Annotated in this window: 20 protein-coding genes; 16 read left to right on the top strand and 4 right to left on the bottom strand. The window is 40.9% G+C overall.

The genetic code is table 11. The features are described from left to right. Positions 1 to 62: 62 nt before the first annotated feature. The 8 genes from yfmF (at position 63) to rny (ending at position 9,482) form a co-directional block, all read left to right on the top strand. Positions 63 to 1,322, top strand: a complete 1,260-nt coding sequence (gene yfmF / locus BMZ95_RS07825) for an EF-P 5-aminopentanol modification-associated protein YfmF (protein ID WP_046922402.1) — start codon at positions 63 to 65, stop codon at positions 1,320 to 1,322. 2 nt (positions 1,323 to 1,324) lie between these two features. Beyond that, the gene (yfmH, locus tag BMZ95_RS07820) at positions 1,325 to 2,629 is read left to right on the top strand and encodes an EF-P 5-aminopentanol modification-associated protein YfmH (protein ID WP_046922403.1); all 1,305 of its coding nucleotides are present in this window, start codon (positions 1,325 to 1,327) and stop codon (positions 2,627 to 2,629) included. Continuing rightward, on the top strand, positions 2,626 to 3,354 hold the full coding sequence (gene ymfI / locus BMZ95_RS07815; protein ID WP_046922404.1) for an elongation factor P 5-aminopentanone reductase: 729 nt from the start codon (positions 2,626 to 2,628) through the stop codon (positions 3,352 to 3,354). Before yfmH ends, ymfI begins: the two co-directional genes overlap by 4 nt. A gap of 104 nt (positions 3,355 to 3,458) precedes the next feature. Next, a complete protein-coding gene (locus BMZ95_RS07810; protein ID WP_014073286.1) occupies positions 3,459 to 4,346 on the top strand; it encodes a helix-turn-helix domain-containing protein in 888 nt (295 codons plus the stop codon). A gap of 68 nt (positions 4,347 to 4,414) precedes the next feature. After that, on the top strand, positions 4,415 to 5,002 hold the full coding sequence (pgsA, locus tag BMZ95_RS07805) for a CDP-diacylglycerol--glycerol-3-phosphate 3-phosphatidyltransferase (protein ID WP_014073287.1): 588 nt from the start codon (positions 4,415 to 4,417) through the stop codon (positions 5,000 to 5,002). 143 nt (positions 5,003 to 5,145) lie between these two features. Then, positions 5,146 to 6,384 (top strand): competence/damage-inducible protein A, encoded by a 1,239-nt coding sequence (locus tag BMZ95_RS07800; RefSeq protein ID WP_014073288.1) that lies wholly within the window; start codon positions 5,146 to 5,148, stop codon positions 6,382 to 6,384. 120 nt (positions 6,385 to 6,504) lie between these two features. Continuing rightward, complete coding sequence (recA, locus tag BMZ95_RS07795; protein ID WP_014073289.1) at positions 6,505 to 7,593, top strand: recombinase RecA; 1,089 nt, start codon at positions 6,505 to 6,507, stop codon at positions 7,591 to 7,593. Between the two features lie 332 nt (positions 7,594 to 7,925). Then, positions 7,926 to 9,482: a ribonuclease Y gene (rny, locus tag BMZ95_RS07790; RefSeq protein ID WP_404802670.1), complete on the top strand. Its 1,557-nt coding sequence runs from the start codon at positions 7,926 to 7,928 to the stop codon at positions 9,480 to 9,482. Between the two features lie 442 nt (positions 9,483 to 9,924). Here rny and BMZ95_RS07780 read toward each other — a convergent pair whose 3' ends face one another. Genes BMZ95_RS07780 through BMZ95_RS07770 form a run of 3 tightly spaced genes read right to left on the bottom strand, consistent with a single transcriptional unit; the run spans position 9,925 to position 11,993 of the window. Further along, positions 9,925 to 10,587, bottom strand: a complete 663-nt coding sequence (locus BMZ95_RS07780) for a phosphatase PAP2 family protein (protein WP_014073299.1) — start codon at positions 10,585 to 10,587, stop codon at positions 9,925 to 9,927. Continuing rightward, positions 10,571 to 11,401, bottom strand: coding sequence for a phosphatidylserine decarboxylase (locus BMZ95_RS07775; RefSeq protein ID WP_046922406.1), 831 nt, complete (start codon positions 11,399 to 11,401; stop codon positions 10,571 to 10,573). Before BMZ95_RS07775 ends, BMZ95_RS07780 begins: the two co-directional genes overlap by 17 nt. Further along, positions 11,394 to 11,993, bottom strand: coding sequence for a CDP-alcohol phosphatidyltransferase family protein (locus BMZ95_RS07770; RefSeq protein WP_014073300.1), 600 nt, complete (start codon positions 11,991 to 11,993; stop codon positions 11,394 to 11,396). The genes BMZ95_RS07775 and BMZ95_RS07770 overlap by 8 nt, the downstream gene beginning before the upstream one ends. A gap of 223 nt (positions 11,994 to 12,216) precedes the next feature. Between BMZ95_RS07770 and BMZ95_RS07765 the strand changes: the two genes are divergently transcribed. The 5 genes from BMZ95_RS07765 to BMZ95_RS07745 all read left to right on the top strand — a co-directional run bounded on the left by BMZ95_RS07765 (position 12,217) and on the right by BMZ95_RS07745 (position 18,226). Beyond that, positions 12,217 to 13,806 carry a PucR family transcriptional regulator gene (locus tag BMZ95_RS07765; protein ID WP_143454986.1) on the top strand — a complete coding sequence of 530 codons (1,590 nt, stop codon included), beginning with the start codon at positions 12,217 to 12,219 and terminating at the stop codon, positions 13,804 to 13,806. 225 nt (positions 13,807 to 14,031) lie between these two features. Beyond that, positions 14,032 to 15,336: a hypothetical protein gene (locus BMZ95_RS07760; protein ID WP_225354947.1), complete on the top strand. Its 1,305-nt coding sequence runs from the start codon at positions 14,032 to 14,034 to the stop codon at positions 15,334 to 15,336. An 82-nt stretch (positions 15,337 to 15,418) separates the two neighbouring features. After that, positions 15,419 to 16,741, top strand: coding sequence for a TrkH family potassium uptake protein (locus BMZ95_RS07755; RefSeq protein WP_225354946.1), 1,323 nt, complete (start codon positions 15,419 to 15,421; stop codon positions 16,739 to 16,741). A gap of 18 nt (positions 16,742 to 16,759) precedes the next feature. Beyond that, positions 16,760 to 17,407, top strand: a complete 648-nt coding sequence (locus BMZ95_RS07750; protein ID WP_014073595.1) for a potassium channel family protein — start codon at positions 16,760 to 16,762, stop codon at positions 17,405 to 17,407. A 51-nt stretch (positions 17,408 to 17,458) separates the two neighbouring features. Further along, positions 17,459 to 18,226, top strand: coding sequence for a DUF975 family protein (locus BMZ95_RS07745; RefSeq protein WP_046922408.1), 768 nt, complete (start codon positions 17,459 to 17,461; stop codon positions 18,224 to 18,226). Between the two features lie 557 nt (positions 18,227 to 18,783). On the opposite strand, the gene BMZ95_RS07735 is transcribed toward BMZ95_RS07745, so the two are convergent. After that, the gene (locus BMZ95_RS07735) at positions 18,784 to 19,512 is read right to left on the bottom strand and encodes a deoxynucleoside kinase (RefSeq protein ID WP_039121359.1); all 729 of its coding nucleotides are present in this window, start codon (positions 19,510 to 19,512) and stop codon (positions 18,784 to 18,786) included. Between the two features lie 256 nt (positions 19,513 to 19,768). Here BMZ95_RS07735 and purE point away from each other — a divergent pair, with 256 nt between their 5' ends. From purE to purB, 3 genes are read left to right on the top strand one after another with little or no spacing between them, the layout of a single operon-like run. Continuing rightward, positions 19,769 to 20,257: a 5-(carboxyamino)imidazole ribonucleotide mutase gene (gene purE, locus BMZ95_RS07730; protein WP_014073592.1), complete on the top strand. Its 489-nt coding sequence runs from the start codon at positions 19,769 to 19,771 to the stop codon at positions 20,255 to 20,257. After that, complete coding sequence (purK, locus tag BMZ95_RS07725; RefSeq protein WP_046922413.1) at positions 20,250 to 21,371, top strand: 5-(carboxyamino)imidazole ribonucleotide synthase; 1,122 nt, start codon at positions 20,250 to 20,252, stop codon at positions 21,369 to 21,371. Before purE ends, purK begins: the two co-directional genes overlap by 8 nt. Before the next feature lie 18 nt (positions 21,372 to 21,389). Then, positions 21,390 to 22,688 (top strand): adenylosuccinate lyase, encoded by a 1,299-nt coding sequence (gene purB / locus BMZ95_RS07720; RefSeq protein WP_046922409.1) that lies wholly within the window; start codon positions 21,390 to 21,392, stop codon positions 22,686 to 22,688. The last annotated feature ends 357 nt before the right edge of the window (positions 22,689 to 23,045 follow it).

Below are 23,045 nucleotides of genomic sequence, written 5' to 3'. Positions count from 1 at the left end.
ATTTCCGTGCATTTTACTATAAAATGAAAAGTAATGCTAAATATTAGAAGGGGGAACTGTGTGTGCAAATAAGCATAACGGACGGGGTCGACTTGATTTTGATCCCTACACAACAGTTCAAAACAAATCGGATTGTCGTTTCTTTTATGACCGAATTGGCAGACGTGAGAAGCTTGAGCATCAGAACACTGCTGTCGAACTTGCTTGAGACAAGTTCAAGCGATTTTCCGACTCAAAGCAAGACGGCGATGGAACTGTCAAAGATGTATGGGGCCGGGTTTGGCACGACTGTCAATCGTCACGGAAATATCCATATGATTAATTTTGTTTTTAATTGCATTGATGATAAATTTTTGGAAAATCCGGTCGGATTGGTCGATGCCGGATTTACATTTTTGAAAAAGATGATTTTAAATCCGCTCGCAGAAGATGGCGAGTTCGACCAAGAAACGTTTTTGCGTCAAAAGCAAAATTTGATTGCATATGTTAATTCCATTAGGGATAACAAGCAAAGTTATGCTTCTTTAAAACTCCAAGAGGGTTATTTTAATGAAGCAGCACAAAAATCGCCTGTTTTCGGATCTGCAGAAGAACTCGAGAAACTTACTTCAAAGGATGTCTATGACGCCTATCTTGAAATGATCAAAAACGATCGGATTCAGATTCTTGTTTCCGGAGACATTGATGAAAACTTGGCTGCTGAGCGTTCAAAAGATTTCAATTTTGCTGAAAGAAAGCCTGAATATTTTGACTTGAATTATGCGCAGCCTTTAAAGAAAACTGTCAGTGAAAACGTTGAAAAACAAAAGCTTAATCAAAGCAAGCTTGACCTGGGCTATCGTTTGGACGTTCCGTATCGCTCGAACCTGCATTACGCAGCGTTGATTTTTAACGGACTGTTTGGTGGTTCTCCGCTTTCAAAGCTTTTCGTCAACGTTCGCGAAAAAGAAAGCCTGGCATATTATGCGAGTTCTTCATTTGATCCTTATAGACAATTTTTGATGGTTCAGACTGGAATTCAATCAGCAAACAAGGAACACGTCATTCAGTTGATTGCAGACCAATTGAAAGCTTTGGCAATCGGGGATTTTGAAGATGTTCTGGTAGAAAGCGTCAAGTCATCTTTGATAAATAATTTTGAGAGTCGGTTGGACAATCAAATGACGGCGGTTAATCGTGCTCAAAATGATATTTTGACCGGGAAGTATGTTTCAAATGAGGATTGGATTCGGAATGTTTTGAGCGTTTCAAAAGCAGAAATTATGGAAGTTGCAAGCAAGGTCAAACTGCAAAATATCTATTTTCTTGATGGAGGTAATTAGTCGTGGAAGAGATAAATTATCCGCGGTACAATGAGGTTCTTTATACCACTGTTCTTGCCAACGGATTGCGCGTTAATTTGTTGCCTCGAAAGAATTTTCATAAAACATATGGTGTTTTGACAACGGATTACGGCTCAATCGACAATACGTTCATTCCGTATGGCAAAGAAGAATTGATCAAAGTTCCGGACGGGATTGCGCATTTTTTGGAGCATAAGATGTTTGAAAAACAAGATCATGATGCTTTTGATCTTTTTGGACAGTATGGCGCATCCTCCAATGCTTTTACAAGTTTTACGAGAACGAGCTATTTGTTTTCTGCAACTCGAAACGTTGACAAGTGCATCGAGATTTTATTGGATTTCGTTCAAGAACCTTATTTTTCTGAAAAAACGATTGAAAAAGAGCGCGGAATCATTGGTCAAGAAATTAAAATGTATGACGATGACCCGAGTTGGCAGCTTTATTTCGGCATAATCGGGAATTTGTATCCTGAAGATCCGTTAGCAAGCGATATTGCGGGGACGGTTGATTCGATTGCGCAGATTACCCCTGATGATCTATACTCTTGTTACAGGACTTTTTATCAACCAAGCAACATGAATCTTTTTTTGGTCGGAGGATTCAATCAGGACAAGGTATTGGATCTTATTCAAAAAAATCAAGCAAACAAAACGTTTGATGCTCCGTTTGAAATTACGAGAGCAGCTTTTTCAACCGATAAAGAAGGAAAAGACGTCATCCCGTATCGGATGAATGAGCTAAACGTTCAAAGACCTGCAGCCATCGTCGGAATCAAAGGTTTGGATGACGTTCCGGGAGGAAGAGACGGACTTTTTTATAAGCTTTCCTTGGAAATGCTGATGTATTTGCTGTATGACGAAACGTCTGAACAGTACCTTGAATTATACAACAAGGGCATTTTGGATGATAGTTTCAGTTATGACGTTACGGTTGAGCGAGGATTTCATTTTGTGACGATGTCAAGCGATACGGAATTTCCGCAAGACTTTTCAAATTCGATCATCGGGATTGCTGAAAATGCTCAGAAAATTTTGGAAAATGCAGAGGAAAGATTCGAGCTTGCCAAACGTGAGCTGATCGGGCGCAGCATTTCGGCAATGAATTCGCTTGAAAATATCGCCAATCGCTATGAAGGAAGCCTGTTTGACTATGCAACGATTTTTGATATCGTTCCGCTGCTTGAAAAGATGACTTTGAAAGACGTCGAGAAAACGGCCGAATCATTCATCAGATCCGAAGCTGTCAGCGTTTATCAAATTCTTCCAAAGGGGGAAGAAGCGTGAAGTGGGCATTGATTTTTGGAGCATCGGGAGATATTGGCTCAAAAGTTGCGGAAGATTTGGCAGATGCAGGCTGGTCGCTTTATCTTCATTATTATCAAAATCGCGAAAAGATAGATGAAATTTCCCAAAAACTTACCAAAAAGCATCCAAAACAGGATTTCATCACTTTGCAATACGATATGACGGATGCGGACAATATTTCCAAAATCTGCGATTCAATTTTCGGAAAGCTGAATGCGGTTGTTTTTTCGGAAGGGACGACTTACTATGGCCTTTTTTCAGAGTTATCGCCAAACAATTTGGATATGATGATTACGATGCAGCTCAGAACCCCGCTTAGAATCGTTCAGTCGCTCCAGGATAAGCTTGCTGAGTCTGAATTCGGTCGCATTGTTTTTGTCGGCTCCGTTTATGGCGGTGCGGGCAGTGCGATGGAAGTCGGTTACAGCACGGTTAAAGGTGCTTTGAGTGCATTTTCAAGGGCATATGCGAAAGAAGTCGCATCGTTGGGGATAACGGTTAACGTTGTTGCGCCCGGTGCTGTTGACACCCAGATGAACAAGATTTTTTCTGAAAGCGAAAAAGCAGATATCGATGCTGAAATTCCGATCGGACGATTTGCATCTCCTGACGAAATCAGCTACTGGGTTTTGGTACTTTTAAGCGAAAAAGCAGGGTATCTGACGGGTCAGACGCTGTATGCGACCGGAGGATGGCTAAAATAAAGGTTTTCTTATCATTTTTAGTTGATAAAATATGTTATAATTATTAGTGGATTGAGTTTTCAAATATTTTCACAATCATTACGAAAAATACTGGAGAGATTTCAATGAATGGGATTGGACAAACTTTAAAAGAAGCTAGAGAAAAGAAAGGCTTAACGCTTGACGATCTGCAACAGACAACAAAGATTCAAAAGAGATACTTGATTGCAATTGAAGCTGAAAACTTTGATGCGCTGCCAGGTGACTTTTACGTGCGAGCTTTTATTCAGCAGTATGCCAAGGTCGTTGACTTGGATGGCGATGAGTTGCTTGCACAGCTCGAAGAAAAAACGGGGATCAAAGCTGAAACTCCGGTTGCTCATGAGACGACGACGAGGACAGAGGCGGTTAGAATCGAACAGGCAGAAAAGAATGACTTTTTGGGCAAATTGATGAACTATTTGCCAACGATCATTATCGTGATTGTCGTCGTTGCAATCCTTGGAACGATTTATGTCGTTGCTTGGGGCAATCACAGCAAAAATACCGAGTCTCAAAGTTCTTCAAGTCAGACGGTTTCGGTTTCATCTGATGTCAAGAAAGAGAAATCGTCTGCAAGCACGTCTTCTGCTAAAAAAACCGCAAGTTCAAAAACGCCGTCTGCTAAAAAGAAGTCAGCAGCTTCAACTAAGCAAACGATTGAGAACGTTTCTTCAGAAGGTTCAAAATTCGTCTATGACGTTAAAAATGCAGCGGATAAGAACAAATTGGAGCTTTCCGTCAGCGGCAGTGCTGCTTGGAGCTCCGTTTCATCAAACGGTTCTCAAGTATGGCAAGGGACTTTGAATGACGGTGGTAGCCATACTGTCGAACTTCCGGAAAGTACGACGACGATTACGATCAGTTTAGGCAATTCAAATTCAACTTCGCTTAAATTAAATGGCAAGAAGTTTGATTACAAGAAGGAAAATGACACGTTGACAGTCAGAACGATTACGCTTAATCTTAAGTAGGTAACATTAAATGGCAAGGCTGAAAGCCTTTTACAGATGCAAACACCTTTTGATTTGGGAGGATTATTATGAATTTGCCTAATAAGTTGACGGTTATTCGAATTTTATTGATACCGTTATTTATGTTGGTATTATTGCTTCCGCTTGATTGGGGAAGCATTATGGTTGCGGGAACTTCCATTCCGGTAACGCAGTTTATTGGCGCCGTTATTTTTGCATGTGCTTCAATCACGGATTTTGCTGATGGTCAAATTGCGCGACGCAATAAGCTGGTGACTAATTTTGGCAAGTTTGCCGATCCGTTGGCGGATAAAATGATCGTTATGACCGCTTTTGTTATCTTGGTTCAAATGGGCAAGGTTCCGGCATGGGTTGCAGCAATCATTGTTTGTCGCGAGTTGGCGGTTACCGGTCTCAGATTGATCGTGGTTGAAAACGACGGTGAGGTTATTGCAGCAAAAATGCCTGGTAAAATCAAGACGTTTACGCAGATGTTTTCAATCATATTTCTGTATTTAAACGATGTTTTTTTTACAAATATTCATTTCCCGATTGGTGAGGTTTTGCTTTATATTTGCCTATTCTTTACAGTTTACTCAGGGATTGACTATTTTTGGAATAGCCGGGCGGTTTTTGAAGATTCGTTCAGTAAATAATTTTGCAGGGTTGAGAAAATTTTCTTGACCCTGTTTGTATTTTTAGCGACAGACTTGAAAAAGTTCCGGTGCCGTGAAATAATTAACGGGAAAATAAAATGAAATAACGTTTTTTCGCGTATTTAAGAACAGGTGGGATTTTAATGCATGCAGAAGTTATTTCGGTCGGAACAGAAATTTTGTTAGGCCAAATTACGGATACAAACTCGACGTTTATCAGCCAACGTTTGGCCGAACTGGGGATTGACGTTTATTTTAAAACGGTTGTCGGGGACAATGAAAAAAGATTGCTTCAAGCTTTGGAGATTGCTTCAGGCAGGTCTGACATGGTTATTTTATCCGGTGGACTCGGGCCGACAAAAGATGACCTTACGAAGCAAACCGTAGCCAAATTTTTAAATTGCGGACTTTTGACGGATAAGGATGCTTTAGAGTCCATTGAGGAGTATTATCGTCAAAATAATCGGAAAATGACCGATAACAATCTGTTGCAGGCAAAATATCTCGAGGGTTCGGTTTCGCTTCCAAATGAAAGCGGCATGGCGGTAGGCAGCTATTATCAAAATCAAAACGGGCCTGACTTTATTTTGCTCCCTGGACCTCCAAGCGAAATGCGCCCCATGTTTGACAAGCAAGTAATGCACAGATTGAAAGAAAACTATGCAAGAGAACATCTGCTTTTTTCACGAGTTTTGAGATTTTACGGTATTGGCGAATCACAATTGGTGACTGAATTGGATGACTTGATCAACGGACAAACGAATCCGACGATTGCGCCTTACGCTAAAGTTGGCGAGGTTACGCTTCGTTTGACTGCTCAGGCAGATTCAAAAGAAAGCGCAAAAGAAATTCTTGATGAAACGGAGCAAGTTATTTCGAAACGCGTGGGTCAATATCTTTATGGGTATGGTGATGACAACAGTCTTCCGGAGGTTGTCGTTGAAAAACTAAAACAAAAAGGATTGACGGTTTCCGCTTCTGAAAGTTTAACTGGCGGTTCATTCCAGAAAGCAGTTACGGACATTGCCGGTTCTTCACAGGTTTTTCCCGGCGGATTCGTGACCTATTCTGCTTCCGCCAAGGAAAACCTGTTGGACATCCCGAAGGAAATAATTATTGAAAACGGTGTCGTCAGCGAAGCAACCGCAAAGTGGATGGCTGAACGAACAAGAATCAAAATGGATACGGATTTTGGCGTTTCATTTACGGGCGTTGCCGGGCCTGATACGTTGGAGGGAAATCCCGCAGGAACTGTTTGGATCGGGATATCGCAGCGAGACAGGCAGACTGCTGCTTTTGAATATCATTTTTATGGGGATCGAGATGCGGTTCGCATTCGCAGCGTTTTAGCCGGATTCGGCCTGATTAACAATGAACTATAATAAAAAAACAGCTAATCAAACTTTAGTTCGCAATATGCTTGCTTTTTTTTAAAGAAACAAGTATCATAAGGTATGTAAACAAAACAAATGTTCAATTTATAAGAGAGATGAGGGGTTTCGGTGAGCGACGATAGAAAAGCGGCATTAGATAATGCTCTTAAGAAAATTGAAAAAAATTTTGGCAAAGGTTCTATTATGAGGATGGGCGATAAAGCTGATACCAGGATTTCGACCGTGCCAACTGGCTCGCTTTCGTTGGATGAAGCGTTGGGAGTCGGCGGTTTCCCACGTGGGAGGATTGTTGAAATCTACGGTCCTGAAAGTTCTGGTAAGACAACTGTTGCATTGCATGCAGTTGCTGAAGTTCAAAAACGAGGCGGAACTGCAGCTTACATTGATGCTGAAAATGCTCTTGATCCTGCTTATGCACAGGCATTGGGTGTTAATATCGATGAATTATTGCTGTCGCAGCCTGACACGGGAGAACAGGGACTTGAGATTTGTGACGCATTGGTTTCATCCGGTGCGATTGACATAGTTGTTGTCGATTCGGTCGCTGCTTTGGTTCCACGAGCAGAAATTGAAGGCGAAATGGGCGATACGCACGTGGGATTGCAAGCACGTTTGATGTCGCAAGCTTTACGAAAACTTTCCGGCACAATCAATAAAACCAAGACGATTGCTTTGTTCATAAACCAGATTCGTGAAAAGGTCGGCGTCATGTTTGGCAATCCTGAGACAACTCCTGGCGGTCGTGCATTGAAGTTTTATTCGACGGTACGTTTAGAAGTGCGCCGTGCTGAACAGATCAAAGACGGATCAGATATTATTGGGAATCGTGTTCGTATCAAGGTTGTCAAAAATAAGGTTGCGCCTCCGTTCAAGACGGCTGAAGTTGATATCATGTATGGTGAAGGGATTTCCAAGACCGGTGAATTGATTGATATGGCAGTTGAAAAGGAAATCGTCAAGAAGAGCGGTTCGTGGTTCTCATATGGTGAAGAACGCATTGGTCAAGGGCGTGAAAACGCAAAGAAATATATGAAAGAACATCCGGATATCATGGAAGAAGTTACGAAGAAAGTCAGAGCAGCATACGGAATTGATGATAAGCAGGATGATGAGCAGCTTGAATTGAAAATTGATGATGACAAAGGGACAAAGTCGGCTGCTAAATCATCAAAAAAAGTTGAAGACAGTACAAAGTAGTTTCTGACATTCGTTCGGAAAAACTTATTTGCTTTTACTGATTTTAGAATCGGTAAAAGCTTTTTTCATTAATTTAACATTTTTTGTGTTTAGACGTAGATTGAATTTGTTAATCAATAAATTCGGTAATAGTAAGAAAGTGACATTTATTTATTTGAGATTGCTTTTTCTTTGCATTCGCGCAACCTGTTTTTCTAATAAGCATTGACATACACCACTGAAAAACATTAGAATATTATTGTGCGTAGAAACATTTTTAACATCTTAATAAAAACACAACAAGATAATAATCAATTCTTGAAACGATGACGGAGGGGCAAAATTTGGAAAATATGCTTGTCATCCTCGTAATCGCGATTGTAACATTGATGCTTGGGTTCGTGTTTGGCTTTGCTTATCGGAAGAAAAGCTATGAAAAGTCTCTTGATGCCGCCACTAAAACGGCCAACGGGATTTTGGACAATGCTAGAAAAGAAGCAGCGGCTCAAAAAAAGGAAGCCTTGTTAGAGGCTAAAGATGAGAGTCAACGCTATCGTAGCGAAGTCGAAGACGAATTGAAGGTTCGCCGTTCGGAAGTTCAAAAGCAAGAAAACAGATTGCTTGCTCGTGAAGAAAATATTGATCGCAAAGACAATACTTTAGAAAAGCGCGAGCATGCGATTGAAAAGAAAGAAGGCCAGTTGAATTCTGAACAGCAACGACTAGAGGCCAAACGTCAAAAAATTGCTTCGCTTGAAAAACAGCAAGAGACTAAGCTTGAGGAAATCGCTGCTTTGACCAAGGAACAGGCAAAGGATTTGATTTTAAAGGAAACAAAATCAAGTCTTGCTCATGAGTTAGCCGTAATGATTAAAGACAGCGAAAATGAAGCTAAAGCACAGGCAGATCGAACTGCAAAGGATCTGATTGCTCAAGCAATTCAGCGCAGTGCGGCAGACATGGTTTCGGAGACGACCGTTTCGGTTGTCAGTCTTCCAAATGATGAAATGAAAGGTCGAATTATTGGTCGAGAAGGTCGAAATATTCGGACATTGGAAACTCTGACAGGAATCGACTTGATTATTGATGATACTCCGGAAGCGGTAGTGTTGAGCGGATTTGATCCCGTTCGTCGAGAAATCGCAAAAATGGCCCTTGAGAAGCTGATTCAAGACGGACGGATTCATCCGGCAAGAATTGAAGAAATGGTCGAAAAGGCTACTAAAGAGATGGATGTTCGAATCAGAGAAAAAGGTGAAGAGACAATCTTTGACCTTGGAATTCATTCGATGCAACCGGATATGATCAAGACTGTCGGCCGTTTGAATTATCGAACGAGCTATGGTCAAAACGTTTTGGAACACTCGATTGAAGTTGCGAAAATTTCGGGTGTTCTTGCTGCTGAATTAGGTGAAGATGTTACATTAGCGAAACGCGCAGGATTATTACACGATATCGGGAAGGCCGTTGATCACGAAGTTGACGGTTCTCACGTTGAAATCGGGGTCGAATTGGCCAAGAAGTATCATGAAAATGAGACAATCGTAAATACGATTGCGTCTCATCACGGTGATGTTGAACCTAAAACGGTCATTGCCGTTTTGGTCGCTGCAGCAGATGCAATCTCGGCTGCACGTCCAGGCGCTCGCAGCGAGTCTTTGGAAAACTATATCCACCGTCTTGAGAAATTGGAAAATATTTCCAACGAATTTAATGGTGTCAAGAAGAGCTATGCCATTCAAGCAGGGCGTGAAGTCCGCGTTATTGTTGAGCCAAATGAAGTCAGCGATAACGGTGCAGTTGTTCTTGCACGCGATATCAAAAATAAAATCGAAGATGAACTTGAATATCCGGGACATATCAAAGTTACTGTCATTCGTGAAACACGTGCAGTTGAATATGCCAAGTGATATTTTAAGAACGGGAACGAAAGCATCGCAAGGTGCTTTCGTTTTTTTTCCGACATCACGGCTTTCTCAAAATATCGAAACCTTTGAAATAAAGGGTCTTTGTCAAATGGTGTTGATGACCTCGAAAACTTCACTTCAGAAATGGAGTGGAGTTTTTTTGTTCCCGTCGGTTTCTCCTGTGTTTTTTCAAATTGGTACAGTTACGTATCAACACCGCCTGCGTTTCCACTGGCGTGGATGTCACGCGACGTTAGACGGAAACGAAGGTGGGAATGATAGATTCAGCTGCATTTGTATAGTTTCATTTTATAGCATTGCGAAGATATTTTGTGAATACAAAAAATGGTGTTGAAAAATCATCATCAACACCATTTAGTATAGACCCAAAATACGGTACAAAAAGGGTCCATGCCACATGGCACGGACCCTTTGTCGTATGTTTTCAAATTACCGGAAGTTTAGTCAAGACAGGAAATTTATCTGCCAATGCATAGCAAATTTCTGCAAGCAGGACACCCGAAAAGACGTCAATCAGAATATGCTGTTTGGTTGTCAAAGTTGAGATGCAGATGGCAATTGCAATGGCAAATGATGCTTCCTTCCACCAAGAAGGGACTTTTGGCGAATTTCTTACACCGATAAAGCACATCCAACTGACGAAACAGTGAATTGAAGGCAACAAATTGTCTGCCGCATCGGTCCCGTACAACCAATTCATCATTTGGGAAAAGACGTCATTACCGACAATTTCAGGTCTGACGTTCGTAGTCGGCAAGAAGACGTAAAATAGAAGACAGACCGTTTTGCCAATTACATCAGCACTTGTGAAGCGCAGGGCCTTCTCCCTATTGTCTCGACAGCTTAAGATGTAGTTGATGATCCAAAAAAGGTAACAACCTAAGTAAATCACGATGGTCCATGGAATTAAAGGAATTTTTTCATCTAGTGACGTCGTAAAATCATAGTGATAAAGATTTGATGAAAAGATGCGGTTTCCAAAGTAAACACACATATTCCATGCAACGACAATCAAGAGCGGAAGAGCAGCATATCTAGGAATGATGCCTAAAATGGTTGTCTTTTCTTTTTCATTGGTTGATTGCACTAGCGATCCACTCTCCTTGACGAACTTTAATTTCATGCTTAAAAGCAGCTTCCAGATTATCGATCAGTTCGATCCTGTTTTTTTCGATCAAAAGCGTGATTGTTGATCCATGAAGCTCAAATCGTCCCATTTCTTCACCTTTGATAAAATGGCCGTTTGGATGATTGTTAGAGAAACCTCCGACTAAAAGGGCACCGATTTCAGTTTGGACGATCGGTCCGAAATTCTTTGTTTCAAGCAGGTTCCAAAGGCGCCTGTTCAAGGCAAATACCGGATAGTTTTCCAAGGCAATCGGCTGAACGCTGTGAAGTTCTCCTTCAATATAGTGGCTGTCATGCTGGTAGCAATCATCAATATAGCAATAGCGATGATAATCACGGGCCTCAAGCCTGAAAACAAGACAAATTCCGTTCTTGAAACGTTTAGCCAGTTCGGAATCGTTTAACAGATCAGATACGCGGTAACGAGACCCTTTGATTGCAAATGAAGAATCGTCAGATAAGCGATACGCTGATAAAAAGCCATCACACGGCGAGATAAGATGCTTGTCTGAAAAATCTGTTTTAGAGTATTTCCTCAGTTTTTGACGGCTGAAAAATTCAGCATATGAATGATATGAATAATTTCCGTACTCGGTCATGTCGATTTTGTTTTCAGAAATAAACCAAGGAATAAGGTGTTTGGACGATTCTGATTTGGCATATTTTTCAGCCGCCTTCAAAACGCCGGACTTCATGATTCCCTTTAGAATCATGCGTCCGGCAGCGGTCTGATATAAAAAAGTTATGAAAGAATTATTGGGATTATTATTCACTATGATCTTCCTGTTCGTTATTTTTTTGATGACCGATTGAAAAATTCAGTTTGGGAACCTTGATTGGTGCTATAAAAGCAAACGCGAGCACCAACAACGTAATCGTGCCGGGAATCAGCATAGAGCTTCCGCTGATGTTGGCCAATGCCAGAACAATCGGCAAAATAAATGCCGAAACCGTTACGGGCATGCCCGTATAGAATTCGCGACATTTGCTGGCAGAATCCTGCCGTTTTTCCTCGTCAACATTGAACCATGCCAAGCGGATGATTGCAGCTAAGACGTAAAAGCCTGCAACAGTCAACGTAACGTGATTTCTGAAACCACCGATATGATACATGATTGTTGCAGGCAAAACGCCGAAACATACCGTATCAGCCAAAGAATCAAGCTGAATGCCAAAACGCTTTTCGTGTTGAGTACGTTCCTTAGTTTGAGCAATCTTGCCGTCAAAAGTGTCACAAATCCCTGAAAGCAGCAAGCACACGCAAGCAGCGACGATTTTATTGTCAATTACGTAAGAAATCCCCCCGAATGAAATCAACATGCTGATGTAGGTCAAAATCACGGCATAATTATAATATCCTATCATAAGTATTCAAAACGGCATGCAAAAATACATGCCCCCCCTTTCTACAACACTTGCGAGTTTAAATTCATTAAAACAAATAAAGTCCACTTAATACAAAACACCATGTTATCATTGTACACCATTGAATGACCTTTTTCAGCCTACTTTTCATAAGAAATTATAAAGAATGTTCAAAAATCTTAAAAGCCATTAAGCTTTGAAAAAAAGCAGGATTAGAGTTAAAATGTCGAATATGTACAATGCTAAGCTAGGGGTTGATTGCTTGGGAGTAAAGCTTGAAGAGCTGATGAAGCTTCCGTCTTTGCAAGGTGCAACTGTTGTTGCCGGAAAAAGGGCGCTTGAAAGAGAAGTAATGTCGTTGTCATTTTTAGAAGCATGCGATATGAGTCAAGTGAGAAGGAACATTTTGAATCCGGATGAGTATTTTTTGGGCGAGTTGGACATCACTTCGTTGTATACCATAAAAGACGATCCGGAAAAGCAGTGCGAATTAATCAAGGGAATGCATGATTTGGGCGCTGTCGGCATCATTGTTTATTACGTGGGCGTTTTCGTTCCTCGTTTAGATGATTCTTTTCTTCAAACGGCAAATGAGATTAATTTTGCAATTATTCAAATGCCTGTGAATAATACGAATATTCGTTTCAATGAAGCCGTTACCGAAATATCTCAAATGCTTTTTGAATATCGAAACTCTGAATTTGAACCGCTTATCATGTGGAAACTTTCAGAAGTTCCGAAATGGTCGCAAACGATTGAAACGGCACTTAAAATGTTGGCTGATGCCTTAAATTCAAACGTTGTCATCACGAACGGGAGAAACGAAATAGAGTATAGCGCAAGGTGGCCAAGAAATTCTGAATTGAATCTGGCTGAATCAATCAACGGAACTGAAAAAATATGTGGAGGATCAATTTTTTCAGTTGAACTCGGAGAAAAAAATAACAACGAATGGGCTGAAGATCGATATGATTTGTGGCTTGTAAAGGAACGTGGACAGTTGACCGACAATCAACTGCAGCAGGCAAAGGACGTCGTGGAAAACGTGCTTGATATTTGGGGAACAAGCAGTCTGAACGTTACATACTATTCATTAATCTGGGGGATTCTGAATAATGAGTCGGATCGTTCGCAAAGAGTTGCGAGCAGATTTGGAATTGACATTAAAAAAATTAACGTGATGTGGATCGTTTCGATTAATTCCATCGGTGTTTTCAAGGAAGTCATCGACAATCTTGACGAATACTTAAAAGAATGTTACGAAGAAGTTGTCATTGATCACATTGACGATCATATCGTGGTCATGTGCGGAGGATATAAGAGAGACAAGGCTGAAAACAATGTCTTCAACGAATGGTTGGATGGTGATTTTGTCAAGAAGCAAATCGAGACGGTCGTTTATTGTCCGAATATGAATGAGTTGGCTGATTTTGGACGGTCGTATCGGTTAGTAATAATGCATCGGTTGGCGTTGAGAAAAGTTTTTCCTAATTTGCGTTTCTTTTCACTTATCAAGTGTGAATATGTTGTTAAAATCGCAAGAGGTTTAGAGGATAATTCCGATACGTATTCAGATTTGCTTGGATTTTTGAAGCCGGTCAAGGAAAATGAAGAATTGATGCACACGCTTTGCACCTATTTGTTGGATGCTCAGCGAGATTTGCAAAAGACAAGCGAATTGTTATTCGTTCATCGAAATACAGTAAGGTATCGCTTAAAACGGATCAGTGAAATTTTAGGATGCAATCTTTTGAGTTATGATGAGTGTTTTGCTTGCTATTTAGCATGTATTGCATATCGTTTGATAAATTGATGAAAAGGCAAGCTTTCCCGCTTGCTTTTTTTAGTTTGTAAAGTTCATATATTTTTCTATTCTATGTATACAAAAAAAGCCTATTTTTATTTTAAACTTAAATAAAATAATATATTACGATTAGAAGGAAACGGGTGAATCAGCATGTTGGACCTTGAATATAAACAATCACTTCAAATAATTTCTATGCTGACGGAGGCCGGACGAGATAAGGAAGCATTAAAAATGGCACGGGAAACGTTCGGAAAGTTTAAAGTGATTGACAGCGAGTTGATTTTTTTGTTGTACAAATTGAATCTGAGACAAGGCGATACAAGAGAAGCAAGTGTTCATTTGATGTATTTGGCATTTTTCGTCAGCGAAGAGTGCCAAGAAGGATTTAAGCGAAAACAAAACAAGATTTTTAAACAATCGGAAGATTTGTTGGCCTCATTGGGATATTTGATGATGTTGGATGACATCAACCATGTTTCGTCGGCTAAGTTGTATATGACCAGCGAAACTAAGGCTGATTTTGATTTGTTTGTTAAAAGCCAATTTGACAAGGGCTTGGAAAAAAAAATATGCGCAGTCAGTCTGGCACGTTTTCGGAGCGAAGATTTTCGTGACGAAGCGATAAGTCTTGGAGCAAGACGAGTCTATGACTTGTTGGCAATGATAAATGACGGGTATGAAAATCAGATGAAGCTGAGATTTATGCGCGAAATTTTCAGTAAAATGCCTTTAGAAGAATTTCATCGTAAAATCAATGCGTTGAATAAAATCGGAGAGCGTTACGATTTATATGCGACTGAGACGGGAATCAAGCAAAAGGCCGCGTTTTTTGTCGAAAATTCCGAAAGAACTTTAATGGATGAACCAACAGCCGAAGAATATGCATTGCTTAAAAATGTTGAAAACGAATTTAATGCGATTGCCTATTCTCGTTATGATGATGCCATAAAATATGCAACTCAATTGCTGAAAAAACATGCTTTTATTGAGGCATACCGATTGCGTGCTCAAGCATATGAAGCCAGAGACGAATTTAAACTTGCATTTGACGATTATTGTGTCGAAATGCTGCTTAGAGCATTTAGATATCAAAAATTAAGAACCGGGGACGATGTCAAGCTTTTGGATTTTTGTCAAAAAGTTGCAATCAATGTCGCTTTTGAGTACATTATCGCTTACAATCATTACGCATGGACGGTCAACATGAGCAAAGCGTTTGCGTATGCGGTCAAAGTGTCAAAAGCCAGCGTTTCCGGAAAAGCTCTTTTGATGCGCGAATACCCGAATGAAGCTTCTTCAGATGAGTTGGAAGAATGCGAAAAAATGCTTAAGGACAAGGAATTCATGGGGAATATTCAGCAGTTGGGAATTGATTTGATTGAAAGATACTTAATACCGCGTTTTTCAAGGTCAAATTACGGAAAGCTCCCGGATAATGTTAAAGATGAGTTGGTAATGACGATCAGCGACGTTGAATATTGGGAATCATTTCAAGCATTGGAAAAAATGCCGGGGATTCTTGGAAAAAACAACTAATACTTTTGCTGCTCGGCTGTTTGTTAAAATAGCCGGGCTTTTTTGTGGTAGAATGAACTTTAATGAATGTTGGGGTGGTTTTTTGAAAAAAGTCAGATTAACGTCTTTTCAGATAATTATTCTTGGTTTTTTATGCCTGATACTTTTAGGTACGCTACTGCTGATGCTGCCGATTTCACAGGCAAACGGAAACGCGACGTCTTTTAAAGATGCCTTGTTTACGTCAACGTCGGCAACATGCGTTACGGGTCTGGTCGTTAAGAATACGGCAACATACTGGAGCTTATTCGGAAAGTGCGTTATTTTATGTTTGATACAAATCGGAGGACTTGGCATCGTGACCGTTGCAATGGCATTTTCGCTGTTGGGTCGAAAAAAAATTGGTTTGATGCAAAGAACGGTGATGCAAGAGTCGATTTCTGCTTTTTATGTCGGCGGAATCGTCAAGTTTACCTCTTTTATCATTAGAACGGTCGTTTGTTGCGAGCTTTTAGGGGCTCTGCTGATGATGCCGGTATTTTGGCATCAGTTTGGCGGGATTCACGGTATTTTTTATGCGGTTTTTCATTCGATCTCTGCATTTTGCAATGCCGGTTTTGATCTTTTTGGAATAACGCATCCTTATGCGTCATTGGCTGGATACGTCGATAATTTGCCAATCAACCTTGTAATTATGAGTTTGATTTTGATTGGCGGACTAGGTTTTCGCACGTGGGAAGACGTTCGCCAAAACAAGCATCATTTTTCGCGCTACTGTTTGCAATCAAAGCTTGTTTTGGCCACAACTGCTATTTTGATCATTATTCCGTTTTTATATTTCTTTTTTGCCGAATTCGGACACTATCCGTTAAAGGAACGAATTTTGGTAGCCCTTTTTACGACCGTCAGCCCGAGAACTGCGGGGTTTAATACGGTCGACTTGAATAGATTGAGCGATGATGGTGTCGTGATGAATATTATGCTGATGCTGATCGGAGGAGCTACGGGATCCACTGCGGGTGGGATGAAACTGACGACGGTTGCTGTTTTGGCAATTTCTGCACATTCTGTTTTGCATCGTAAAAAAGACGCCACTGCATTTGGCAGAAGGATCGGAACCGGCGTAATTTTTGATGCGGCAGCAATTTTCAGTTTATATTTTGTAACTTGCGTCATCAGCGCAATGGCTATCAGTGCGATTGAAGGACTTCCTTTTTTGAAATGCATGTTTGAGACCGCCTCTGCAGTGGCTACCGTTGGATTGACTCTTGGAATCACGCCGCATTTAAGCACGCTTTCGCAGTTGATTTTGATTGTTTTGATGTTTATGGGGAGAGTCGGCGGAATGACGCTCGTTTTTGCGACGATTGCAAGAAGGCACGTCGTAGATCCGCTTAAACCGGAAGAAAAAGTTCAAGTTGGATAAAGACAGGAGGAAGATTTTTTGAAATCAGTTTTAATCGTTGGAGCAGGTCGTTTTGGAAGACATATGGCGCAAAAGCTGAATCAGCTTGGTCATCAGGTAATGATCGTTGACGGTGACGAAGAAAGGGTCAGAGTGGCACTTCCTTACGCTACGCGTGGGTTGATTGGAGATACGACAAGTCCGGAATTTATGAAAACGCTTGGCGTAAATGATTATGATCTGTGCGTTGTCGCAATCGGTGATGATTTTCAAAGTTCGCTTGAAACGACGCTGTTATTAAAGGAATTAGGCGCAAAAAAGGTTGTTTCAAGAGCCGCACGCGGGATTCATGCCAAATTTTTGCTGCGAAACGGTGCGGATGAAGTCGTTTATCCCGAAAAAGAACTTGCCGAATGGTCCGCAATCAGATATATTTCTGATCATATTTTTGATTACATCAAACTTGATGACGAGAATTCGATTTTTGAGATTGACGTTCCTAAAGCTTGGCTGTACAAAACGCTGTCCGATTTGAACATCAGGAGGAAGTACAAAATGAACGTTGTTGGCTATCGCAAAAATGGACAACTTTCGATGAATGTTGATCCGTATATAACGTTGGAAGAAGATATCAGATTGTTTGTAACGGGGACGCCAAAAACAATCCAAAAATTGTTTAAAGATTGAAATTTATTTTTAAGTAGAGTATTATGGTGCTTATGGAGAAGGGGGATTTAAATGAAAACCAGAAGCGAATTAAAAAGCGAATCAAAAGAACTTCTCAAGGGTCACTGGGGAAAAGCAATCTTGCTCAATATCATTCCTATTGTCGGATCAATCATCAGCATGTCGCTGATCGGATTATGCGTCTTTTTGATCGCATCGTTTGTTGATTCGGATTCTGCAAGGCATGTTGCTGAAGCAATCGATTCAACAAACGGCAACGTGTCTTCAGGAAGTTCCGGAGCGAACATCGGAAGCTCCGTTACTTCGATTATCGGAACGTTGCTGACTGTTGGCGTAATGTTTACGACGATTGATTGGCTGAGGACCAAGAAAGCCGATTTCAATACCGCCAGCGGCATTTTTGCCGTTTTTTGCAAAAAATATTTTGTCGGTACGATTATTTTGGTCATTTTGACGACAATCTTCAAAGTACTATGGACCCTGTGCTTTGTTGTTCCTGGAATCATCAAATCTTATTCATATTCGCAGACCTACTATATCTATAAGGATATAACGGACAGCGGTCAAGATGAGAATTTGAATTTTCTTGACTATATTACCCTTAGTCGTTCTCTGATGAAGGGACATAAGCTCGACTATTTCGTGCTTCAGCTAAGTTTTGCCGGTTGGTTCATTTTATCCTGCATAATTCCATTTGGAATCGGGTTCATCTGGTATTGGCCGTATTATACGACAACGAAAGCCGCATTTTATAAGGATCTTTCGCAAGACATGTTTTTGAGAGAAAAAAACGGCTACAGGCAGCTGTTAGGAAAATAATTTTAATTATGTCTAGCCGGATGAGGATGGGAAAAAGCTCTGTCTCAAATCGAGAAACCGGATGATTTGCAATTAATTGCAAATCTGATCCGGTTTTTTTGTATGCATGACGCCTGATATAATGGAAATAACCCAAAAATTTTGGGTCTGTACTAAATGGTGTTGATGATGATTTTTCAACACCATTTTTTGTATTCACAAAATATCTTCGCAATGCTATAAAATGAAACTATACCAATGAAGATGAAGCTATCATTCCCACCTTCGTTTCCGTCTAACGTTGCGTGACGTCCACCGTTGATTCGCAGCGCGTTCGAGCTTTTGCGAATCAACGGCAGGAATTCATACATGAATCCACGCCAGCGGAAACGCAGGCGGTGTTGATACGTAACTGTACCAATTTAAAAAAACGCAGGAGAAACCGACGGGAACAAAAAAACTCCACTCCATTTCTGAAGTGAAGTTTTCGAGGTCATCAACACCATTTGACAAAGCCCCGATTTTTGTTACGTCAGATTAAGACCATTCCTTGTTTGGAAAAGCTAATAATTAAATAATCAGCCCAAACGTTTCTGACGGAGCGTTTCATATTCGTTGCAATCAATGTTCCCAAGATCAACCAGTTTCATTTCAATCATGTCTAAAATATGGTTTCGATCATCGATGTTTTCAACAAAATCAAATTTATCGCCGTCAATTACAAGCATGTCGGATTGATTGTAGTTTTTTTCAAATTCTTCATAATATTTAAGCAAACGACCGTAATAGTCGATTAGCGAAGGATCGTTTTCAATTTGTTCATATTCGCGACCGCGTTTTTTGATTCTTGAAACCATCGTATCATATGAAACCTTGATCAAGATCATCAGATTATAATCGTTTGAAGGAACGACATGGTTCAATTCTTCCAAAATATTTGTCAAAAGTTCTTGATAGATGGAATATTCGACTTGGGTAGCATTTCCCATTTCGGTATTCATTCGCATAAACATCGCATCTTCATAAATTGAGCGATCCAGAATATTGTTTCTTGATTGCAGAGCTTTTTTCATCATCATGAAACGCCTGTTTAAAAAGAAAGTCTGAAGCAGATAGGCGTAAGGATTAGTTGCATCTTTTTCGCCTGCTTGTCGTTTTTTAGCAGCGAGTTCGTTTCCCTTGTAAAACAGTGGAAGAACGGGATTGTCTTCGACCGGTTCATAAAAAGGAATGCTGCCCAATTCGCGTGAAAGAATTTCGGTCAGGCTTGATTTTCCAGAACCGATGATGCCGGCTAACGTAATCATTTCAATCGACTCCTTTGTTTTGAGTACCAACTAATGTTACAGCGTTTGCGCATAATGCGCAAGCTGTTTTGAGGAAGGACGAATGTCCGTTAAATTACGTGATTAACGTTTTTTTTTTAATCGATAGCAAGTCTATCACATTAAAACACGAACGTTATGCCGATTTTTAGGTTATAATTTGCTAAAATAGTTCGATTTTACTTTGACATGACCCTTCCTTTTTGTTATGCTTAAATCAATTGGGAGGTATCGCAACATGAGTAACGAAATCAGTCTTGTAATGGGCAGTTCCTCTGATTGGAGCACGATGAAAGAAGCTGCCAATATTTTGGATGAATTCGGCGTTAAATATGATAAAGCAGTAATTTCAGCACACAGAATGCCGCAGGAAATGTTTGAATTTGCACAGGGTGCGGTTTCTGCAGGCATAAAAGTCATTATTGCCGGAGCTGGCGGTGCGGCTCACTTGCCTGGAATGATTGCTGCCAATACCGTTTTGCCGGTTATTGGCGTGCCGGTGCAGTCACATGCTTTAAGTGGGATGGATTCATTATTGTCGATCGTGCAAATGCCGGCTGGCGTACCTGTTGCTACGACGGCAATCGGTGTTTCAGGCGCCAAGAACGCTGCTTTGTTGGCTTTGGAAATTATCGGAACCACAAATCCGAGAATTCAGCTTAAAATGACCGAGTATCGCAAACAAATGCACGACAAGGCTGCAGAAAGCGGTGATCAGCTTGTCTGAACTCATTGAGCAAGGTAAGACGATTGGAATCATCGGGGGAGGACAGCTCGGACAAATGTTGACGTTTGCTGCCAAGCAGGCGGGAATGAGAGTGGTTATTTTAGATCCTGATCCCGATTGCTCGGCTGCGCAGGTGGCTGATTCAAGCATTGTGGCTGAATATTCCGATAAGAAGGCAATCGAAGAATTGGCAAGACGCAGCGATGTCTTGACTTATGAATTTGAAAACGTTGATTTGGAAGCTTTGGAAGATGTTTCCGACAAAGTTTTGATTCCTCAAGGGACGGAGCTTTTAAGAATTACCAAAGATCGACTTCGCGAGAAAACTTTTCTTAAAGAGCATGGACTGCAAGTCGCTCCGTTTGCTGCTGTTAGCTGCAAAGAAGATTTTGTTTCGGCCATTGAAGAAATCGGTTATCCGAGCGTTTTAAAAACTTGTGAAGGCGGATATGACGGAAAGTCTCAATTGGTTCTTCACACTAGAGAAGATTTAAAAAATGCTGATGAATTGCTTGAACAAGGAAGATGCATTCTTGAAGGATGGGTCGAATTCTCAATGGAATGCTCAGTGATGGTTGCACGTAACATGGACGGAGCGATTTCTGTATTTCCGGTGAGCGAAAATATTCATCGCAATCAGATTTTGCATGAAAGTATTGTACCTGCCAGAATGAGCGGGGAATTGCAGTCGAATGCAAAGAAAATGGCCGAAAAAATTGCAAATTCATTGAATCTTTGCGGAATTTTAGGCGTTGAGATGTTTGTTGGGTCTGATGGTCGCTTATATGTCAATGAACTTGCGCCGCGGCCGCATAATTCCGGACACTATTCAATCGAAGCATGCAATTTCTCTCAATTTGCGGTTCATAATCGTGCTATTTGCAACTGGCCGATGCCCAAAATTGATTTGCTCAGTTCGGTCGTGATGGTCAATATTTTGGGGCAGCACGTTGACGGATGCAGAAAACTTGTTTTAAAGAAGCCGCAATGGCATTTCCATGATTACGGCAAGGGCGAAATTCGCATTGACCGCAAGATGGGACATGTTACAATTTTAACTGATGATATTGAAAAAACACTTGCTGAAGTAGAAGATACTTCAGTTTGGGATTAATCAAAGGAGCAAAAAAGAATGATTTCACGATATACGCGTCCAGAAATGGCCGAAATTTGGACAGATGACAAAAAATATGATTGTTGGCTTGCTGTTGAACTTGCTGCAGATGAAGCCTGGTCCAAACTTGGTCATATTCCGGCAGAAGACGTTGAAAAACTTAAAAAGAATGCTAAATTTAACGTTGAACGCATTCAGGAAATCGAAGCCGTTACTCACCATGACGTGATTGCCTTCACGCGTTGCGTATCTGAATCTTTGGGTGATGAGAAAAAGTGGGTTCACTATGGCTTGACGAGTACTGATGTCGTTGATACGGCCTATGGCTATCAGCTTAAGCAGGTAAACGATATCTTGCGTCAAGATTTAAAAGATTTTACACAAATCGTAGCTGATCAAGCCAAAAAGTATAAGCACACGGTCATGATGGGTCGTACTCATGGTGTTCATGCCGAACCGACAACGTTTGGGTTGAAGCTTGCTCGTTGGTATTCTGAAATGAAACGCAACATGGAACGTTTTGAACATGCTGCAAAGGGTGTTGAAGCCGGTAAAATTAGCGGTGCCGTAGGAACGTTTGCAAACATTGATCCATTCGTTGAAAAGTATGTTTGCGAAAAGCTGGGCATTCGAGCACAGGAAATTTCCAGTCAGGTTCTTCCGCGTGATTTGCATGCTGAATATTTGGCTTGTCTCGCTCTTATTGCGACAAGTCTTGAAGAATTTGCGACGGAAATTCGCGGTTTGCAAAAATCAGAATGTCGTGAAGTTGAAGAACACTTTGCAAAGGGGCAAAAAGGCTCTTCGGCTATGCCGCATAAGCGTAATCCAATCGGTTCTGAAAACATTTGCGGATTGGCACGCGTTTGTCGCGGACATATGCTGACTGCATATGAAGACGTTGCTTTGTGGCATGAACGCGATATTTCTCATTCAAGTGCAGAACGCATCATTTTGCCCGATACAACGATTTTAATTGATTATATGCTGCATCGTTTCGGAAATATTTTGAAGAACCTGACAGTTTTCCCTGAAAACATGAAACGTAACATGAAACGGACGTTTGGTTTGATTTACAGTGGTCGAGTTTTGTTGAAGTTGATTGACACGGGAATGAGCCGCGAAGATGCATACGATTTGATTCAGCCGTATACGGCAAAATCATGGGATGAGCAGGTTCCGTTCCGTCCGTTGCTTGAAGCTGATCCAACGATTTCAGCTCGACTTACAAAAGAAGAGCTTGATGATGCGTTTGATTATCATTGGCATTTACGTCATGTTGATGACATTTTTGAACGTGTCGGGTTATCAGATTAAAAAATGAAGATTTAGAAGTCAAGTCCTAATTTGTGTGTAAAATATTTTTTCCCAGGCACCAGTTGTGCAGGGGATGCGAATGCATCCATGTCTGTCCACTATCACTCTTGAAGGAGCTGTCAAGGGTGCGCCATCTGCGCACCTCGAAGAGGTTCCCTTGACAGCTTCGGAAAGAGTGATACACTTTACGCAGCTCTTAGTTTTTGTTGTTCCTCTGCCAATTTTTTGAGTTCAGCAACTGTCTCGGACTTGATCATTTTTGCGTAGGTTACCGGACTGAATATGGCTTTCTTGGAGATCACGACATCGTTTCTTTCCAACAGAACGGAACCCATCAGCCGCATCAGCGAGTTTTTA

The sequence above is a fragment of the Ligilactobacillus ruminis DSM 20403 = NBRC 102161 genome (assembly GCF_900113455.1).
Taxonomy (GTDB): Bacteria; Bacillota; Bacilli; order Lactobacillales; family Lactobacillaceae; genus Ligilactobacillus; species Ligilactobacillus ruminis.
The sequence above is the reverse complement of the archived record's forward strand: the minus strand, read 5'-3'. Positions and strand labels throughout refer to the sequence as shown.

Excerpts from the sequence above, each read along its gene's own strand:
- BMZ95_RS07810 (WP_014073286.1), top strand. The coding sequence starts at position 3,459 with ATGAATGGGATTGGACAAACTTTAAAAGAAGCTAGAGAAAAGAAAGGC.
- pgsA (WP_014073287.1), top strand. The coding sequence starts at position 4,415 with ATGAATTTGCCTAATAAGTTGACGGTTATTCGAATTTTATTGATACCG.
- BMZ95_RS07800 (WP_014073288.1), top strand. The coding sequence starts at position 5,146 with ATGCATGCAGAAGTTATTTCGGTCGGAACAGAAATTTTGTTAGGCCAA.
- rny (WP_404802670.1), top strand. The coding sequence starts at position 7,926 with ATGCTTGTCATCCTCGTAATCGCGATTGTAACATTGATGCTTGGGTTC.
- BMZ95_RS07770 (WP_014073300.1), bottom strand. The coding sequence starts at position 11,993 with ATGATAGGATATTATAATTATGCCGTGATTTTGACCTACATCAGCATG.
- BMZ95_RS07765 (WP_143454986.1), top strand. The coding sequence starts at position 12,217 with ATGTCGAATATGTACAATGCTAAGCTAGGGGTTGATTGCTTGGGAGTA.
- BMZ95_RS07760 (WP_225354947.1), top strand. The coding sequence starts at position 14,032 with ATGGCACGGGAAACGTTCGGAAAGTTTAAAGTGATTGACAGCGAGTTG.
- BMZ95_RS07745 (WP_046922408.1), top strand. The coding sequence starts at position 17,459 with ATGAAAACCAGAAGCGAATTAAAAAGCGAATCAAAAGAACTTCTCAAG.
- BMZ95_RS07735 (WP_039121359.1), bottom strand. The coding sequence starts at position 19,512 with ATGATTACGTTAGCCGGCATCATCGGTTCTGGAAAATCAAGCCTGACC.
- purE (WP_014073592.1), top strand. The coding sequence starts at position 19,769 with ATGAGTAACGAAATCAGTCTTGTAATGGGCAGTTCCTCTGATTGGAGC.
- purB (WP_046922409.1), top strand. The coding sequence starts at position 21,390 with ATGATTTCACGATATACGCGTCCAGAAATGGCCGAAATTTGGACAGAT.